Here is a 15,936-nt window from a genome sequence, read left to right on the forward strand (position 1 = left end):
GATCCTGTGCCTCCACATCGTCATTGCGAGGAGCCCTTGCGACGAAGCAATCCAGACTGGTGCCGCGGAGAGATTCTGGATTGCTTCGCTTCGCTCGCAATGACGGAGGATGGCGGTCTATTCGGCGAACCTCACCGCGCCTCTTCGAATCCGGTCAGCACCGAGGTCAGGTTCGCGCCCAGAATATCCGAGAGATAACCGCCCTCCTGCACGAACACGGTCGGCAGGCCCATCCTGGCGATGGCCTGGCCGATGCGCCGGAAGCCGGGCGTGGTGACGGCCAATCCCTTGAGCGGATCGTGCTCGGAGGCGTCCAAGCCGAGCGCGATAACGAGGGCACCGGGAGCAAAGGACTCGATCACCTTGCGCGCCACGTCCATCGCCTGGATGTAGCCGTCATCACCGGTGCCGATGGCGAGGGGAATGTTGAGATTGGTGCCGAGGCCGGGTCCCTCGCCGCGCTCATGGGCATAGCCCCACACATAGGGATAGTAGGCGATGGGATCGGCGTGGATCGACACCGTGTAGACGTCGGGCCGGGCGTAGAAGATACCTTGCGTGCCGTTGCCGTGATGGACGTCGACGTCGAGGATCACGACGCGCTCGTGCTTCTGCCGCAGATGCGCCGCGGCGATAGCGCTGTTGTTGAGGAAGCAGAAGCCGCCGGCCATGTCGCGATAGGCGTGATGACCGGGCGGACGGCAAAGCGCATAGGTCGCATCTTCACCATCCATCACCATCTGCGCGGCAGTGACCGCAACGTCGGTCGCAGCACAGGCCGCAGCCCAAGTGCCCGGACCGATCGGCGCCGCGGTGTCGGCGGTGTGCCAGCCGAGCTTGCCGACGATGTGGGTCGGGTAGGTCGCAGCGTGGCGCACCGGATGGATGTTGCCGATCATTTCGGGGCCGGAATCGCCGAGCGCGGTCCAGGCGTCCCAGGCTTCGCTCAGGAACGACAGATATTCCGGGCTGTGAATGCGCGCGCGAGGCCCCTGCCCGAATGTGGTCGGCTCGACCAATTGATGCTTGCCGTCCTTCAACCCCTTCAGCAGGCGGTCGGCGCGCTCCGGCTGCTCGGTGGTGCGTTTGACGACGCCGCGAACCAGGAAGAATTGCGGATCGTGGCTGCGGTGCAGTTCAGTATGGACGGCTTTCACTCAAACACTCCGTGGTCGCGTGCTCACAGACGTCTTGATCGCTGCGGCGGTCAGATGCAAGCAAGAAGAATGCCGTCTCGACTGCCCTGCGCCGGAAGCAGATCGCAACCGGCGCTCAGCAGCGTCCGCGCTGCAGGCAGTGCTCGCGACCCGCCTGATCGGTACGAAACGACTCGATGAAGCCGCCCTGACGCTGGGTGACGAAGACGGTCTTGCCGTCGCTGCCACCGAAGGCGAGGTTGGTCGGCTCCTTGGCCTTCAGCGCGATCTCCCGCTCGACCGCGCCGTTCGGCTTCATCAGCGCAATCGTGCCCTTGAGAATGCGCGCAACATAGAGCCGGCCGATGACGTCCGTGCGCAGCCCGTCGACGGTGTCGGGCTGAAATGCCTTGACGAGCTTTGCGCCGGTGAGCTCGTTGCCATTGATCGCATAGGACCAGATCTGGCCGCTGCTGGATTCGCCGACATAAAGCGTCTTGCCGTCAGGGCTGAGATCGATGCCGTTGGTGGTGCCCATTGCGCGCGGCGCCGACATGATCTGCCCCTGCACCGTGCCGTCGGCGGCTTTCGCGATCCGCCAGATATGGCCTTCGCGGCCCTTCCAGTTCGGATCGCTCGCATAGATCGTGCCCTCGCGTGCAATCGTAATGTCGTTGGGCTGGTTCATCTCGTCGGAGTGAAACCAGAGAGACGGCTCGGTCGCCCCCTTCGCAATCGCGAAGATGTTGTGCTTCTTGTAATCGGCGATGAACATGGTGCCGCTGCGGTCGAAGCGGATGGCGTTGCCGACACTGCCATCGGGCAGCGCCGTGAACGGCTCCGACGCGGTGGCGCCGGCTGGCAGCCGGCCGATGGTGCCGGGCTTGCCGAGATTGACCACGAACAAATTGCCGTCGAGGTCAGCCGCGGGGCCCTCGATGCCGAAGGTATATTCGCCGGGAGGCGTCACCTGCGCGCTCTCGAATAGTTTCGTCTCTGCCTGGGCGGATGCCGTCGCAACGGCGAGTAGGACGCTACCGCACAGGCACCAGAAACTCCTGCCGGATGTAATAGCCATCGCCGTCGGTGCACTCGCCATTCAAATAGGGATCGGCAGGCCGGAAGAATCGGCTGAAGCCGGGTTTGTCTACAGCGCTCCTTTGTGTCACGACAACGACCTTTCCGGCCGGTATTTCGCCGCATTCCTTGCTGGTTTTGCCAAAGAATTTGCGCTGCGGCGGGCCCGGCTTGATCCGCATCCGCGTGCCCGGAACCATTTTCGCGACGAGCAGATCCGCGGTGTCCAGCAGGCGTTTGTAGCCAGGCTCGGTCTTCGGCAGGCTCTCGCCGCCCGGCGGCATCAGCTTCTCCGCGCCGAGGCCGCGCAGTCGCGTGCGCAGCTTGCCGGCATCGGGATCGCCCGGATAGATCCAGCCGTCCTGCGACAGCATGAAGCGGAGCACCGCCGCGTCCTTCTCCGCCTCCGATTGGCTGCCCTTCAAACCGAAATCGGAATGGCAGCCGACGCAATGCTTCTCGACGAGGCCTTTGCGCAGCGTGGTCAGCCGGGCGCTGTTCTGCGCATCCCCGGCGACGAAGGCCGCGAGCTGGTCGATCATCGCCTGGCTGCGCATGTCGCACGGCAGCGGCTGTGGCGGATCACCCGCGGCACGATCGATGCGGATCACGGTCCGGTTCTTGTCCTCGACCAGCCAGATCGCGCCGTCTTCCGCGACCGTCATGCCGACCGGCGCACCTTGCGGCCGCGCGCCGTTGACGCGGTGCCAGCCTGCGATCAGCTCGTCGAACGGCGCGGCGGCGACCTCGCCGGCGTCTGTCTGAAAGCTGCGCGCCGGATCGGCGGCGCAACTGACGCGGTAACGCACCGGCGCCGGGGACGGCTTGGGGAAACCGCGATCGTCGACGTCGTAGACGAGGACACGGCTGCCGGTCGGACGATAGCCGTGGAGGCCGACCAGCAGCTTGCCCTCCAGCTCCGGAAATTTGCCACCGTGATAATAGAGCATCGCGAGCGGCGCGCCGTGCGGCGGCATCAGCGAGAGCGGCGGCTTGTAGAGCGCGTTGGCCGTGCAGAGCGATTTGTAGAGCCCACCTTGCAGCACGTTCCTGAATTCCGGGCTCGGCGTCGACAGATCGTAGCAATAGGGCCAACCATAATGCCTGCCCTGCTCTATCGCATTGATCTCCTCGTTCGGCTTGAAGATGTCGGGCAAGTCGCGGCTGTTCTCGCCCTGCAGGAAGGCGTAGCCGGCCTCGGGAAACTTCGGATGCAGCGCCAGCGCCATCGAGTTGCGCAAGCCCCGCGCATACACGGTGTGCGGCGGATCGGCATCGCCAGGCTTCAGCGCCGGGAAGACGCCACCCGTGGGCGGCGTGAACAGCCAGATCGCTGCCATCGCGGAAGCGCCCTCGGCCGCCGCGCAAGGCTTTGTGATCGGCGCCGGCGTGATGCAGTCGTCGCTGTGCGAGCCGACATTGACGAATAGCCGCCCGTTGTTGTCGAAGACAAACTGCTTGAGCGGATGCGCGCTCTCCTGGAGCCTTGTCCCGTCGGGCAGCGTGATCCGGCGGCCAGGCATATGACGGATGATGGTCTCGACCGTGCCGCGCGGATTGTCGGCGAGCGGGTCGAACCGGAAGATGGTCTCGGCGGTCGAGGCGTAGAGCTTTTTGTCCGGGCCGATGGTCAGGCCGAACGGATATTCGATTCCCGTCAGAAGCTCCCTGAACCGTTGGCCCTGGGCCGCGCGCGGGTCGAGCAGCAGCAGCCGTCCGTCGGTGTGGCCCCAGCCGCCCATGTCGGCCACCACGAACAGCTCCCGGCCCGGCACCTGGACAATCGCGCGCGGGAATTTCAGGCCATCCTCTTCGCTGGCGACGAGGCCGGCGCAAAATCCGGCCTTCATGTCGATCTGGATCCTGGGAAAAGCGAGATCGCCATTGCCGCAGGTTTCCGCGCCGACCGCATAGCCGCTGCGGCGGAGCGGCTCCGATGACGCCGCCGAGATGAGCCCAAGCAGGACCGCCAACATCCCCGCACATGCGCGCAGGCTTCGGCGTCCACGCCTGGATGTGAAGTAGCTCACGGCGGCCCCCAAGATTTCCCGCGAAACAGCTGTTTCATGCCGTCCGAACGCCGTCCAGCCGAACATCACTCGCCTGTGATTAAACCTGTAACGACCTCTGAGCCGACCAATATCCGTAGATTCCCTTACCGGGCTCGACCCGAATGTTTCGCGAAGGCTTCGGGTGGTATCGATTTGCCATCCAAGTTACTCCCGCCAGGAGGCGCATATGGTCCAGGTCTATTTTCACTGCTCCAACACCGAGGGCACGCTGATCGACCGCTACGGCGCCGCCGTCTCCAATCTCACGGAGGCGCGCGACCGTGCCTCCCAGATCATGAATTCGATGATCCAGACGCCCGGCGCTGAAGACTGGCGCGATTGGGTGATCCATGTCAGCGGCTCCGACGGCGAGGATCTGTTCGATCTTCCCTTCACCGCCATGCTCGGCAAACCGCATTGAGGTGATGTCATGTTGCTCGCTTCACTGAGCCTGTTCCGCCAGCCCGTGAACTTCGTCGCCGCCAAATGGCAGACGCTGATCAGGGTCGCGGGCGACCCCTACCGCCCGGAGCTGCACTACATGCGCGGGCCGGGCCCCAAATGGCGCGCCAAGTATCAGGCCAGCCGGCTGAACCGCTCGCTCTGAGAGCTGAGGCCTCGCGGCTTCCAATCTCCGTCTCTCCTTCGTCATGGCCGGGCTTGTCCCGGCCATCTACGTTTTGGGGCGTGGGCCAAAGACGGATGCCCGAGGCAAGCCCTGGCATGACGAGCAGGGCAAGCGTGCCCCACCTCACCTCCCCGTAAATCTCGCCTTGCGCTTCTCCACGAAGGCGCTGCGCCCCTCGACGGCGTCGGCGCTCTTGCGGATCACCGCCTGGAGTTCGATCTCGCGGCGGAACTGCGCCTCGTAGGTCGCATGCTCGCTCTCCTCGACGAGCAGGCGCGTTGCCACCAAAGCGCGGGTCGGTCCCTCGGCGAGGCGGCGCGCCAGACCCAGCGCCTCGTCCATCAGCTTTGCATCCTCGACGACCTGCCGCACCAGGCCGATCTCCTGGGCGCGTTCGGCCGTCAGCGGCTCGTTCAGCAGCATCAGCTCGAGGGCGCGCTGGCGGCCGATCAGCCGCGGCAACAGCCAGGTCGAGCCGAGATCCGGCACCAGCGCGATGCGGCTGAACACCTGGATGAAGCTCGCCGACCGCGCCGCCACGATCATGTCGCCGGCCATCGCCAGGCTGAAGCCGCCGCCGGCCGCGACGCCGTTAACGGCGACGACGACGGGCACGCGGCATTCGCGCAGCGCCTTGAAGGCGGGCCAGTAGAACCTCATGACGCCGGCAGCAAGATCCTCACCCAGCGCTTCCGAGGCCTTCAAATTCTGTCCTGAGCAAAAACCGCGCCCCGCGCCAGTGAGGATCAGGGCTCGAATACCCTCGTCCTGCGACATCTCGCCGATGGCGGCGGCGAGCGCACCGAGCAGGTCCGGCGTCATCGCGTTCAGGCTCGCCGGCTCGTCCAGCGTCAGGATTCCGACCGCGCCATCCCGCGCCTGTTTCACACCAGCCATGTCGCGTCTCCCTTTGGATTTTCTCGTTGGCGGCAATGTGCCATCCTTCGCAACATCAGCCAATGCTGAGCTCCCGCGCCAGCACAGCAACGCCAGAACAACAGAGATCAAGACGACATCATGCCTCATCAGTTCAGCCTCAACCAAACCATCCGCAAACCCGCCGTCAGCTCCAAGGGCGGCATCGTCGCCTCGCAATCGCGGCGGGCGGCCGAAGTGGGCGCGCAGGTGCTGGCGGCGGGCGGCGACTGCGTGGACGCGATCGTCGCAACCACCATGGCGCTGAACGTGCTGGAGCCCTGGAACAGCGGCATCGGCGGCGGCGGTGCGATGGTGCTCTACCGTGCCAAGGAAAATCGTTACGAGGTGATCGACTACGGCATGTGTGCGCCGCAGAGCCTGCGCGTTGCCGACTATCCGCTCAGCGGCGAAGGCGCTGCGTCCGATCTCTTCCCCTGGCCGCGGGTGAAGGACGATCGCAACATCCACGGCCCCGGCTCGATCGCCGTGCCCGGCGTCGTCGCCGGGATGGAAGAGGCGCATCGCCGCTACGCCAAAATGCCGTGGAAGGATCTGGTCGCGCCGGCAGCCAGGCTCGCCGGCGAAGGCTTGCTGGTCGATTGGTGGACCACGGTGACGATCTCGGGCTCGGCCGCCGATCTCAGGCGCTATCCCGCCAGCGCGGTGGCGTTCCTGAAGGATGGGCTGCCGCCGAGCGCGCCATGGGGCATCAAGGCCGAGACGCGACTGCCGCAGGACACGCTGAAAGCGACGCTGTCGCATCTCGCCGAGGCCGGACCGCGCGATTTCTACCAGGGCGATCTCGCCAGAAGCATCGCCTCCGACATCAAGGCCGATGGCGGTTCGCTGTCGGTCGAGGATCTCGCCGCCTTCCGCGCGCATCTGCGCGAGCCGCTGGCGATCCCGTATCGCGGCGGCAAGGTCTATGCGACGCCTGAGCTCACGGCCGGGCCCACCATGGCGCACGCGCTGCGCCTGTTGCAGCAGAGCTTGACGCCGGCAAGCGCGCCGGACGCGGCTGCCTATGTCGAATATGCGCTCGCTCTGCAGGCGGCCTTCCGCGAGCGGCTCAAGGACATGGGCGATGCCGACGGCAAACGCTCGCTCGGCGCCGAATATCTCGCACCCGCCTGCACCACGCATTTCTCCGTGGTCGACCGCCACGGCAACATCGCCGCGGTGACGCAGACGCTGCTCTCCTCGTTCGGCTCGAGATATGTGACGCCGCACACCGGCATCGCCATGAACAACGGCATCATGTGGTTCGATCCGACGCCGGGCACCACCAATTCGCTCGCGCCCGGCAAGCGCTGCCTCTGCAACTACACGCCGGTCATCGCCGAGACACAGGACGGCAAGCGGCTCGCGGTCGGCGCCTCCGGCGGTCGCCGCATCCTGCCCTCGGTGATGCAGCTCGTCTCCTTCGCAATGGATTTCGGCATGGACCTCGATGCCGCCATCCACCAGCCGCGCATCGACGCCAGCGAGGGCGCGGTGGTGATCGGCGATGCTCGCTTGCCGGAGGACGTGCGCAAGACGCTGGGCTCGCGCTTCGACTATGAAGAGACCCGCGTGCAGACGCTGCCGCAAAAATTCGCCTGCCCGAGCGTGGTGATGCGCGAGGGCGACACGAATTTTGGTGCGGTCGAGATCTTCCAGCCCTGGGCCGACGCGGTGGCGGAAGCCTGAGCGCATCGATCAATGCGGGAATGTGCCAGCGCGCGTTGAGTTCTCGCGCGATTACGCATCTGCGCGAGCGTCACGACTCCTCCACATTCGCAGGGAACTTACCTACCGGCCGTTCGTTGATTGAACGGACAAGTGCGCTCGCCCCAGTGGAGGACATATGAAGAAACTTGCGCTCGCCGCGTCGCTGATCCTTGCAGCCGGATTCACATTCACCAGTCCTGCCCTGGCCAAGGGCGGGCACGGTGGTGGACATGGGCACGGCCATGGTCATGGTCATTCGATGGGCCATCATTACCACGGCTCACCACCCGGATGGTCGCGCGGACGCAAGGTCGGCTGGCGCGGTCACGGGTGCCCGCCCGGCCTGTGGAAACAGGGCCGCTGCTGACGTCCTATATCTATCTATGATGCAAGGCGTCGCTCCTGACCGGGCGGCGCCTTCTTCACATGCCGAGCCGGTCCCGTATGCGGCCGGCGATCACGGCGGTCGTCACACCCACCGGCCAGAACGCGTGCATCGGGATCGGCTTGATGCCCGTGATGGGCATGTCGATCTCCGCCTTGGCCCCGCCGATCAGCCGACGCGCGAGCTGCGCGCCCATCGCGGTCGCGAGCGCGACGCCGCGGCCGTTGCAGCCGAGCGAGATCAGGATGCCTTCGGCCGGCTCATGCACATGGGGGTAATGATCCGCGGTGATGGCGAGCCGGCTATTCCAGCCGTGAGTCCAGGCAACGCCTTTCAACTGCGGCCATAGCCGCTCGGCATAGCGCATGAGATAGGCGACGTCGTTCGGCGACTTGATCCAGCGCATCGGGCCGCGGCCGCCCATCAAGAGACGATTGTGCTGATCGATGCGGTAATACACCGTGATGTGGCCGCTCTCGTAGAGCACGGACCGCGTCGGCATGATCGCGCGGGCCACCGTATCGGAGAGCGGCGCCGTGGCCGCGATCGAAGAGAACACCGGCACGATTGTGCGGCGGAGCGCCGGCCAGAGATCGTCGGTAAAACCGTTGGTGGCGAGCAGGACCTTGTCGGCATGAACCACCGCCCGCGGCGTCTCGATGCGCCAGCGGCTGCCATCGCGGCGCAGCGACAGCGCCGGCGTCTCGCCATGCACCTTCGCGCCTGCCGAGATCGCCGCACGCGCGAGACCGCGAGCATAGCTGAGCGGATGCAGATCGCCGCCGCGCGCATCCAGCATGGCGCCGATGTAGCGGTCGGTGCCGGTCATCTCGCGGAGCTGCTCGCGGTTCAGATATGTCACTGGCATGCCGCGGCGGATGCATTGCTGAGCGGTCGTCTTGATCGCGGCGGCGCTGGCCTCGTGATAGGCCGCGCGCAGCGTACCGTTCTGACGTGCCTCGCACGGGATCTGGTAGCGGCGGATCAGATCGTGCGTGAAATTCGTGGTGCCGTAAGAGAACTCGATCATACGGCGGCCGAGGTCTGCGCCGAAGTCCGCCTCGATCTGATCAGGATCGTGCTTCAGGCCGGGATTGGTGTGGCCGCCATTGTTGCCGGACGCGCCCCAACCCGGCTCCTGCGCCTCCAGCACCAGCGCCTCGACACCCTGCTCCGCCAGATGCAACGCCGTGGACAGGCCGATGTAACCACCGCCGACGATCGCGACCGAAACATTCCTGTCCGTATCGAGCGGCGGCGTGGCGGCCGGCGCGACGGCGGTGTCGGCATAGAGCGAGGGCGGCAGAGGCAGGCGCGCAGGCATGGCAAAGACCAATCAAAGCGGATGCAGCACACGCCGCAAAAAATCCTGCGTGCGCGGATGCTGGGGCTGGTTGAGCAGCGCCTTGGCCGGCCCCTGCTCGACGATGACGCCGCCGTCAATGAACAGCACGCGGTCGGCGACGTCGCGGGCAAAGCCCATCTCGTGAGTGACGACGACCATGGTCATGCCGTCGTCGGCGAGCTTGCGCATCACGCCGAGCACGTCGCCGACGAGTTCGGGATCGAGCGCCGAGGTCGGCTCGTCGAACAGGATCGCCTTGGGCTGCATAGCGAGCGCCCGCGCGATCGCGACGCGCTGCTGCTGGCCGCCGGAGAGCTGCGGCGGATGCGCATCGGCCTTCTCGGCAAGCCCGACCTGGGCAAGCAATGCGCGGCCGCGCTCCAGCGCCTGGGCACGCGGCTCCTTCTTCACAAAGAGTGGCCCCTCGATCACGTTCTCCAGCGCCGTCCGGTGCGGAAACAAATTGAAGCGCTGGAACACCATTGAGACCTGGGTGCGGATGTTCACGATCGACGGCGCATCGCGATCGACTTTCAGGCCCTCAACGCTGATCTCGCCGCGGTCGTAACTTTCGAGCCCGTTGATGCAGCGCAGGATGGTGGACTTGCCGGAGCCGGAGGGACCGACGATGCAGACCACCTCGCCCTTCTGCACGGAGGCCGTGATGCCCTTGAGCACCTCATTCTCGCCAAAGCTCTTGTGGACGTCTTTCAGCTCGATCATCGCTTGCCGGCCCGCTTCTCGAAGTGACGAACCAGCAGGATCAGCGGAATGCTCATGGTGAGGTACATCAGCGCCACAAGCGTGAACACGCTGGTGTTCTTGAAGGTCGAGGATGCGATCAGCTTGCCCTGCAGCGCGAGCTCGGCGACCGTGATGGTGGAGGCCTGCGAAGAGTCCTTCAGCATCATGATCATGACGTTGCCGTAAGGCGGCAGCACGATGCGCACCGCCTGCGGCAGCACCACGCGCCGCATGGTGAGCCACCAGCCCATGCCGATCGACTGCGCCGCCTCGATCTGCCCCTTGTCGATCGCCTCGATGCCGGCACGGAAATTTTCGGCCTGATAGGCCGAATAGGCGATGCCGAGCCCGAGGATCGCGGCCTGCAAGGCCGACAGCGTGACGCCGAGATCGGGCATCACGAAGTAGAGGTAGAACAACAGCACGATGATCGGGATACCGCGGATCACATTGATCAGGCTGGCGCTGAGCATCGACAGCGCCTTGATGCCGGACACCCGCATCATCGCCCAGATCAGGCCGAGCACCGTCGAGAGCAGCAGCGAGCCCACGGTGACGACGATCGTCAACACGACGCCGTTCATCAGGATCGGGAAGAACTCGACGGCGTCGTGCCAGAAGCCTTTCATCGGGCAGCCTTCATCGATCCGGATTTATCGATCAGCCCTGTGCCTTCAGGCCCCATTTATCGAGGATCTTGTCGATGGTGCCGTTGGCCTTCAGCTTGGCCAGCGAGGCGTTGATCTTGCCGAGCAGCGCGCTCTCGCCCTTGCGCACGCCGATGCCGACCGAGCCGACGGTGACGGGCTTGTAACCATCGACGAGCCGCACCTCGGGGAAGCCACCCTGCTTCAGATTGTAGGCGAGGATCGGATAATCGGCGTAGCCGGCCTTGAGGCGACCGGTGTTCACGTCGCGCAGGATGTCCGGAATGGTGTCGTAGGCCTTCACGTCGGCGAACAGGCCGGACTTCTTCAGCGCATCGACGAAGGCGGTGCCGACTTGCGCGCCGACGGTCTCGCCCTTGAGGTCGTCCTGCGTAGCGTAGGCCTTGGTGTCGGTCTTCGGCACCACCAGGCCTTCGCCGTAAGTGTAGATCGGATCGGAGAAATCGACGACTTCCTTGCGCGGTGCGGTAATGAACATCGCGGCGGCGATGATGTCGATCTTGCTCGAGGTCAGCGACGGGATCAGCGCCGAGAATTGCATCGGCTCGATCTGCACGTTGAAGCCGGCATCCTTGCCCACCTCGGTGACGAGATCGACCATGATGCCCTGGATGGTGTTGGTCTTGGTGTCGAGGAAGGTGAAGGGAATACCCGTCGGGGTCGAGCCGACCTTCAGCACCTGCTGCGCCGAAGCGGGCGCCACGGCTATCAGTGCGAGCGCCGCGACCGCGGCCAGACCAAAACGCTTCATCGCATCCCCCTTTGGGTCTGGCCGATGGCGGCGCTCGCGGGTGTCATGATCAGACGTTGCGAGCCGAGCCGTTTCGGCCTATTTTCACCAATATGAAAATTTGGTCACACTTTCGCGGACGATGCAAGCGGTTTTCATGCACATGAAGGAAGCGGTTTGACGTGAGCGGTGGCAAAAGAATGCGCAGACCGGCCGCGACAAAGCCGGTGAAGAAGGTAAAGGCCAAAGCCGTCGCCAAATCCGCTGAGCCCGCGATGGACGTCGCGGTCGGCCGCCGCATCAGGGATCTCCGGCGCGGCAGGCAATTCTCGCTGGAAACGGTCGCGGCGCGCACGGACCTGTCGATCGGCTTTCTCAGCCAGATCGAGCGCGGCCTGTCGTCACCATCGCTACGCGTGCTGGCGACGCTCGCCGACGTGCTCGGCGTCGGCATCGCCGCCCTGTTCGGCGCGAGCCCGAGCGCCGACGGCGCCTCCGATCAGGTCGTGACGCGTGGGCTGCAGCGGCCCGAACTGAAGCTCTGGCGCACCGGCGTCTCCAAGCAATTGCTCAGCCCGGCGAGCGCCGACAACCGGCTCAACCTGTTCCTGGTGCATCTGGAACCCGGCGGCTCCACCGGCGACGAGCTCTACACCCATGACGGCGAAGAGGCCGGCCTCGTGCTCGAAGGCGAGATGATGCTGACGGTGGACAGCGAGACCTGGTCGCTGAAGACCGGCGACAGCTTTCGTTTTGCCAGCCGCCGGCCACACCGGTTTTCCAATCCGGCCGAGGATGCGAAGGCCATGGTGCTGTGGGTGAATTGCGTGACGGGGGCGGGGTAGTTTGCCGGCACGCCGTCTGCTGGCATGATGTGAAGGCATTCTGCAGGACGAAGGGCCTCGTCGATGGATGACCTCATCATCGCTGCGATCCAGCGACGGCTGAAGACAAACCCAACCGATCTGGGCCGACCTCCGCGCGCGGCACTAATCCCCGCCAGGGCAGGCGACATTGTCTCCGACGAAGAGCATCTTCGTTTCCGGCTGCCACCCCTGTTGAAACGAATGTATGCAGATATCGGCAATGGAGGTTTTGGCCCCGGATACGGGCTCATTGGATTGACCAAAGGCGTTCCCGACGATACCGGCAAGACCGCTGTTGCGATCTACGACGTATTTCGGAGTGCGCCAGAGCTGGCTTGGCCGGATGGCCTTCTGCCGATCTGCCATTGGGGATGCGCCATCTATTCGTGCGTCGATTGTCTCGACCCGGATTTCCGGATGCGGGTTTTCGATCCCAACGGTCATGATGGCGATGACTGGACCGACGCATTCTTCGAGGACGCTCCCAGTATCGAAGACTGGATTGGATCGTGGGCCTCTGGCGTCAATCTGTGGGACGCAATGTATGGCGACGAAGGCCATATCGCCCGGACCATATCTGCGCGCCGCAAGCGGCCTTGAGCCAGGCGCCACCTAGTTTCCCGTCATCCTGAGGCGCGAGTGGCGCGATGCGAGAGCATCGCGTAGCGAGCCTCGAAGGATGAGCGGCCCCGATAGAGCCGGGCCGTCACCCTTCGAGGGCCGCTGAAGAAGCGGCCACCTCAGGGTGACGGTGATGGATTTTGGACGCGCGCTACCTCCACATCGCCATTGCGAGCGTAGCGAAGCAATCCAGACTGTCTCCACGGAGGGATACTGGATTGCTTCGTCGCAAAAGCTCCTCGCAATGCCGAACGGAGAAAGTCCTAGCCAAACCGGTGCTTATACCGGTCCACCGTCAGCGCACTCACGTCGATGTCCGGCTTCTTGCCCGACAGCATGTCCGCGAGCACGCGACCCGAACCGCAGGACATGGTCCAGCCGAGGGTGCCGTGGCCGGTGTTGAGGTGGAGGTTGGCGAATTGCGTCGGGCCGATCACGGGCGGGCCGTCCGGCGTCATCGGACGCAGGCCGCTCCAGAACGTCGCCTTGGCGAGATCGCCGCCGCGCGGAAACAGATCGGACAAGGAATGATCGAGCGTGGCGCGGCGCGCGTCGTAGAGCTTGTCCGAATAGCCCGAGATTTCGGCAGTGCCGCCGACCCGGATGCGATTGCCGAGCCGCGTGATCGCGACCTTGTAGCTCTCATCCATCACGGTCGATTCCGGCGCGCCGGAGGCCTCCTTGATCGGCACCGTGATCGAATAACCCTTCACCGGATAGACCGGCAGGGAGATGCCGAGCGGCGCAACCAGCCGCGACGACCAACTGCCAAGCGCGAGCACGTAAGCATCAGCCTGCAACATGCCGGCGCTGGTCGCGACGCCGCTGACGCGCGCGCCGTCGGTGACGATGCGGTCAATGCCGGTGTTGAACATGAAGCGCACGCCCAGCGCCTCGGCATGCTTGGCCAGCGCCTGCGTGAACATGTGGCAGTCGCCGGTCTCGTCCTGCGGCAAGCGAAGCCCGCCTACGAACTTCTGCTTCACGCCGGCGAGTGCCGGCTCGACCGCGATGCAGCCCTCGCGACTCAGCACCTCGAAGGGCACGCCATATTGCTTGAGCACGGCGATGTCTTCGGCGGTGCCGTCGAGCTGGGCCTGGTAACGGAACAGCTGCAGCGTGCCTTGCGAGCGCTCGTCATACTGGATGCCGATGTCGCGGCGCAGATCGCGCAAGGAATCGCGGCTGTATTCCGCGATCGGGATCATCCGGCTCTTGTTGACCGCGTAACGTGCGCTGGTGCAGTTGCGCAGCATCTTGAGCAGCCAGACCCACATTACCGGATCGAGCTTCGGCCGGATCACCAGCGGGCCGTGCTTCATCAAAAGCCACTTCACCGCCTTCACCGGCACGCCGGGGCCGGCCCAGGGCGAGGAATAGCCGGGCGACACTTCGCCGGCATTGGCGAAAGAGGTCTCCAGCGCCGGCTCGGGCTGGCGGTCGACGACCGTGACCTCGTGGCCGGCACGCGCAAGGTAATAGGCAGAGGTGACACCGATGACACCGCTGCCGAGGATCAGAACTTTCACGCTTGGTCAAACTCCCGCGGCATCACGCTCGCCGCTGCAAGGAAACAACTTGCAACGGCGAGAGCAATTATCAGGCCACCCGCTTGATGGCGTCACCCAGGATCGACACGATCTCGTCGATGTGGCTCTTCTCGACGATCAGCGGCGGCGACAGCGCAAAGGAGTCGCCGCTCATGCGGAAATACAGCCCGCGATTGAAGCAGTCGACCATGACGTCGTAGCCACGCGCACCGACCGCACCGTCGCGCGGCGACAGCTCGACCGCGCCCATCAGCCCGCAATTGCGGATGTCGATGACGTTGGGCAGGCCCTTCAGCGAATGCAGCGCATCGCGCCAATATTCGGCGATCGAGGCGCCGCGCGTCAGCAGGCCTTCATCCTTGTAGATGTCGAGCGTCGCAATGCCGGCGGCGCAGGCGGTCGGGTGCGCCGAATAGGTGTAGCCGTGGAACAGCTCCATGACGTTTTCCGGGCCGATCATCATGGCGTCATGCACCTTGCGATGCGCGAACACCGCGCCGCACGGAATGGTGCCGTTGGTGATGCCCTTGGCGGTGGTCATCATATCAGGCGTGACGCCGAAGAAGTTGGCGGCGAACGGCGTGCCGAGGCGGCCGAAGCCGGTGATGACCTCGTCGAAGATCAGGAGGATGCCATGCTTGTCGCAGATCTCGCGCAGGCGCTGCAGATAGCCCTTCGGCGGCGGCAGCACCGCGGTCGAACCGGGGACCGGCTCGACGATGACGGCAGCGATCGTCTCGGCGCCGTGCAGAGCCACCAGACGCTCGAGATCGTCGGCGAGCTCGGCGCCATGCTCCGGCTGGTCCTTGGCGAAGGCGTTGCGGCTGAGATCGTGGGTGTGGCGGATGTGGTCGACGCCCGGCAGCAGGGTGGCGAAGGCGCGGCGGTTGGCGACCATGCCGCCGACCGAGGTGCCGCCGAAGCCGACGCCGTGATAGCCGCGCTCACGGCCGATCAGGCGGGTGCGGCTCGCCTGGCCGTTGGCGCGGTGATAGGCGAGCGCGATCTTCAGCGCGGTGTCGACCGATTCGGAGCCGGAATTGGTGAAGAAGATCCGGTCGAGGCCCTTCGGCGCGATCTCGGCGAGGCGCTCGGCGAAGTCGAAGGCCAGCGGATGGCCCATCTGGAACGACGGCGCGAAGTCCAGCGTCATCAACTGGCGCTCGACCGCAGCCGCGATCTGCTTGCGGCCGTGGCCGGCATTGACGCACCACAGGCCGGCGGAGCCGTCGATCACCTTGCGGCCGTCGACGGTGGTGTAGTGCATGCCCTCGGCCGAGGAGAACAGGCGCGGCGCCTTCTTGAACTGCCGATTGGCCGTGAACGGCATCCAGAACGAGTCGGTCTTGATAGTGTTCGGAATCTGATGAAGGGTCACGGCCGCGCTCCTTTGCTGACCCTCTAGCAGAGCCACGGCTTCAAAAGCGCAACAAGTCCTTTTCTGGTGACCTGCAAGCCATTGATTTGTCTGGGGCCGCCGGTCCATATTTGCGCGATCCGCAACACC

16 protein-coding genes are annotated in these 15,936 nt (G+C 65.0%); 6 read left to right on the forward strand and 10 right to left on the reverse strand.

The features are described from left to right. Positions 1–131: 131 nt before the first annotated feature. The 3 genes from GGD67_RS18055 to GGD67_RS18065 form a co-directional block, all read right to left on the reverse strand. Complete coding sequence (locus tag GGD67_RS18055; RefSeq protein ID WP_179734686.1) at positions 132–1,157, reverse strand: histone deacetylase family protein; 1,026 nt, start codon at positions 1,155–1,157, stop codon at positions 132–134. A gap of 115 nt (positions 1,158–1,272) precedes the next feature. Then, entirely contained in the window at positions 1,273–2,214 is a 942-nt protein-coding gene (locus tag GGD67_RS18060; protein ID WP_179734688.1) for an SMP-30/gluconolactonase/LRE family protein, read from the reverse strand. Then, positions 2,171–4,189, reverse strand: a complete 2,019-nt coding sequence (locus GGD67_RS18065; RefSeq protein ID WP_210286531.1) for a sorbosone dehydrogenase family protein — start codon at positions 4,187–4,189, stop codon at positions 2,171–2,173. Before GGD67_RS18065 ends, GGD67_RS18060 begins: the two co-directional genes overlap by 44 nt. 262 nt (positions 4,190–4,451) lie before the next feature. Between GGD67_RS18065 and GGD67_RS18070 the strand changes: the two genes are divergently transcribed. Together GGD67_RS18070 and GGD67_RS18075 are read left to right on the forward strand one after the other, a co-directional pair. Then, positions 4,452–4,685 carry a DUF6894 family protein gene (locus GGD67_RS18070; protein WP_018316955.1) on the forward strand — a complete coding sequence of 78 codons (234 nt, stop codon included), beginning with the start codon at positions 4,452–4,454 and terminating at the stop codon, positions 4,683–4,685. A 9-nt stretch (positions 4,686–4,694) separates the two neighbouring features. Beyond that, positions 4,695–4,871 carry a hypothetical protein gene (locus GGD67_RS18075; RefSeq protein WP_018316954.1) on the forward strand — a complete coding sequence of 59 codons (177 nt, stop codon included), beginning with the start codon at positions 4,695–4,697 and terminating at the stop codon, positions 4,869–4,871. A gap of 144 nt (positions 4,872–5,015) precedes the next feature. Here GGD67_RS18075 and GGD67_RS18080 read toward each other — a convergent pair whose 3' ends face one another. Beyond that, complete coding sequence (locus GGD67_RS18080; protein ID WP_179734692.1) at positions 5,016–5,789, reverse strand: enoyl-CoA hydratase-related protein; 774 nt, start codon at positions 5,787–5,789, stop codon at positions 5,016–5,018. Positions 5,790–5,909: 120 nt separating this feature from the next. Here GGD67_RS18080 and GGD67_RS18085 point away from each other — a divergent pair, with 120 nt between their 5' ends. Both GGD67_RS18085 and GGD67_RS39410 read left to right on the forward strand, forming a co-directional pair. Beyond that, positions 5,910–7,499 (forward strand): gamma-glutamyltransferase family protein, encoded by a 1,590-nt coding sequence (locus GGD67_RS18085; protein WP_179734695.1) that lies wholly within the window; start codon positions 5,910–5,912, stop codon positions 7,497–7,499. A 157-nt stretch (positions 7,500–7,656) separates the two neighbouring features. Then, the gene (locus tag GGD67_RS39410; RefSeq protein WP_179734483.1) at positions 7,657–7,887 is read left to right on the forward strand and encodes a hypothetical protein; all 231 of its coding nucleotides are present in this window, start codon (positions 7,657–7,659) and stop codon (positions 7,885–7,887) included. A 55-nt stretch (positions 7,888–7,942) separates the two neighbouring features. Here GGD67_RS39410 and GGD67_RS18095 read toward each other — a convergent pair whose 3' ends face one another. Genes GGD67_RS18095 through GGD67_RS18110 form a run of 4 tightly spaced genes read right to left on the reverse strand, consistent with a single transcriptional unit; the run spans position 7,943 to position 11,413 of the window. Further along, positions 7,943–9,229, reverse strand: a complete 1,287-nt coding sequence (locus GGD67_RS18095) for an FAD-binding oxidoreductase (RefSeq protein WP_179734696.1) — start codon at positions 9,227–9,229, stop codon at positions 7,943–7,945. Positions 9,230–9,241: 12 nt separating this feature from the next. Then, positions 9,242–9,973 carry an amino acid ABC transporter ATP-binding protein gene (locus tag GGD67_RS18100; protein WP_179734698.1) on the reverse strand — a complete coding sequence of 244 codons (732 nt, stop codon included), beginning with the start codon at positions 9,971–9,973 and terminating at the stop codon, positions 9,242–9,244. Beyond that, positions 9,970–10,623, reverse strand: a complete 654-nt coding sequence (locus GGD67_RS18105; protein ID WP_179734700.1) for an amino acid ABC transporter permease — start codon at positions 10,621–10,623, stop codon at positions 9,970–9,972. The genes GGD67_RS18100 and GGD67_RS18105 overlap by 4 nt, the downstream gene beginning before the upstream one ends. Before the next feature lie 31 nt (positions 10,624–10,654). Further along, complete coding sequence (locus GGD67_RS18110) at positions 10,655–11,413, reverse strand: ABC transporter substrate-binding protein (RefSeq protein ID WP_092253893.1); 759 nt, start codon at positions 11,411–11,413, stop codon at positions 10,655–10,657. Between the two features lie 179 nt (positions 11,414–11,592). Between GGD67_RS18110 and GGD67_RS18115 the strand changes: the two genes are divergently transcribed. Both GGD67_RS18115 and GGD67_RS18120 read left to right on the forward strand, forming a co-directional pair. Beyond that, on the forward strand, positions 11,593–12,237 hold the full coding sequence (locus GGD67_RS18115; protein ID WP_179734702.1) for a helix-turn-helix domain-containing protein: 645 nt from the start codon (positions 11,593–11,595) through the stop codon (positions 12,235–12,237). Positions 12,238–12,300: 63 nt separating this feature from the next. Continuing rightward, complete coding sequence (locus GGD67_RS18120; RefSeq protein WP_179734704.1) at positions 12,301–12,858, forward strand: SMI1/KNR4 family protein; 558 nt, start codon at positions 12,301–12,303, stop codon at positions 12,856–12,858. Positions 12,859–13,142: 284 nt separating this feature from the next. Here the strand turns inward: GGD67_RS18120 and GGD67_RS18125 are convergent, their stop codons facing one another. Continuing rightward, positions 13,143–14,408, reverse strand: coding sequence for a D-amino acid dehydrogenase (locus GGD67_RS18125; RefSeq protein WP_179734706.1), 1,266 nt, complete (start codon positions 14,406–14,408; stop codon positions 13,143–13,145). A gap of 70 nt (positions 14,409–14,478) precedes the next feature. After that, positions 14,479–15,807 (reverse strand): aspartate aminotransferase family protein, encoded by a 1,329-nt coding sequence (locus GGD67_RS18130; RefSeq protein ID WP_179734708.1) that lies wholly within the window; start codon positions 15,805–15,807, stop codon positions 14,479–14,481. Between the last annotated feature and the right edge of the window lie 129 nt (positions 15,808–15,936).

This window comes from Bradyrhizobium sp. IAR9, assembly GCF_013408065.1.
GTDB lineage: Bacteria > Pseudomonadota > Alphaproteobacteria > Rhizobiales > Xanthobacteraceae > Bradyrhizobium.

Excerpts from the sequence above, each read along its gene's own strand:
- GGD67_RS18070 (WP_018316955.1), top strand. The coding sequence starts at position 4,452 with ATGGTCCAGGTCTATTTTCACTGCTCCAACACCGAGGGCACGCTGATC.
- GGD67_RS18060 (WP_179734688.1), bottom strand. The coding sequence starts at position 2,214 with ATGGCTATTACATCCGGCAGGAGTTTCTGGTGCCTGTGCGGTAGCGTC.
- GGD67_RS18080 (WP_179734692.1), bottom strand. The coding sequence starts at position 5,789 with ATGGCTGGTGTGAAACAGGCGCGGGATGGCGCGGTCGGAATCCTGACG.
- GGD67_RS18100 (WP_179734698.1), bottom strand. The coding sequence starts at position 9,973 with ATGATCGAGCTGAAAGACGTCCACAAGAGCTTTGGCGAGAATGAGGTG.
- GGD67_RS18110 (WP_092253893.1), bottom strand. The coding sequence starts at position 11,413 with ATGAAGCGTTTTGGTCTGGCCGCGGTCGCGGCGCTCGCACTGATAGCC.
- GGD67_RS18115 (WP_179734702.1), top strand. The coding sequence starts at position 11,593 with ATGCGCAGACCGGCCGCGACAAAGCCGGTGAAGAAGGTAAAGGCCAAA.
- GGD67_RS18105 (WP_179734700.1), bottom strand. The coding sequence starts at position 10,623 with ATGAAAGGCTTCTGGCACGACGCCGTCGAGTTCTTCCCGATCCTGATG.
- GGD67_RS18065 (WP_210286531.1), bottom strand. The coding sequence starts at position 4,189 with ATGTTGGCGGTCCTGCTTGGGCTCATCTCGGCGGCGTCATCGGAGCCG.
- GGD67_RS18095 (WP_179734696.1), bottom strand. The coding sequence starts at position 9,229 with ATGCCTGCGCGCCTGCCTCTGCCGCCCTCGCTCTATGCCGACACCGCC.
- GGD67_RS18085 (WP_179734695.1), top strand. The coding sequence starts at position 5,910 with ATGCCTCATCAGTTCAGCCTCAACCAAACCATCCGCAAACCCGCCGTC.
- GGD67_RS18075 (WP_018316954.1), top strand. The coding sequence starts at position 4,695 with ATGTTGCTCGCTTCACTGAGCCTGTTCCGCCAGCCCGTGAACTTCGTC.
- GGD67_RS39410 (WP_179734483.1), top strand. The coding sequence starts at position 7,657 with ATGAAGAAACTTGCGCTCGCCGCGTCGCTGATCCTTGCAGCCGGATTC.
- GGD67_RS18120 (WP_179734704.1), top strand. The coding sequence starts at position 12,301 with ATGGATGACCTCATCATCGCTGCGATCCAGCGACGGCTGAAGACAAAC.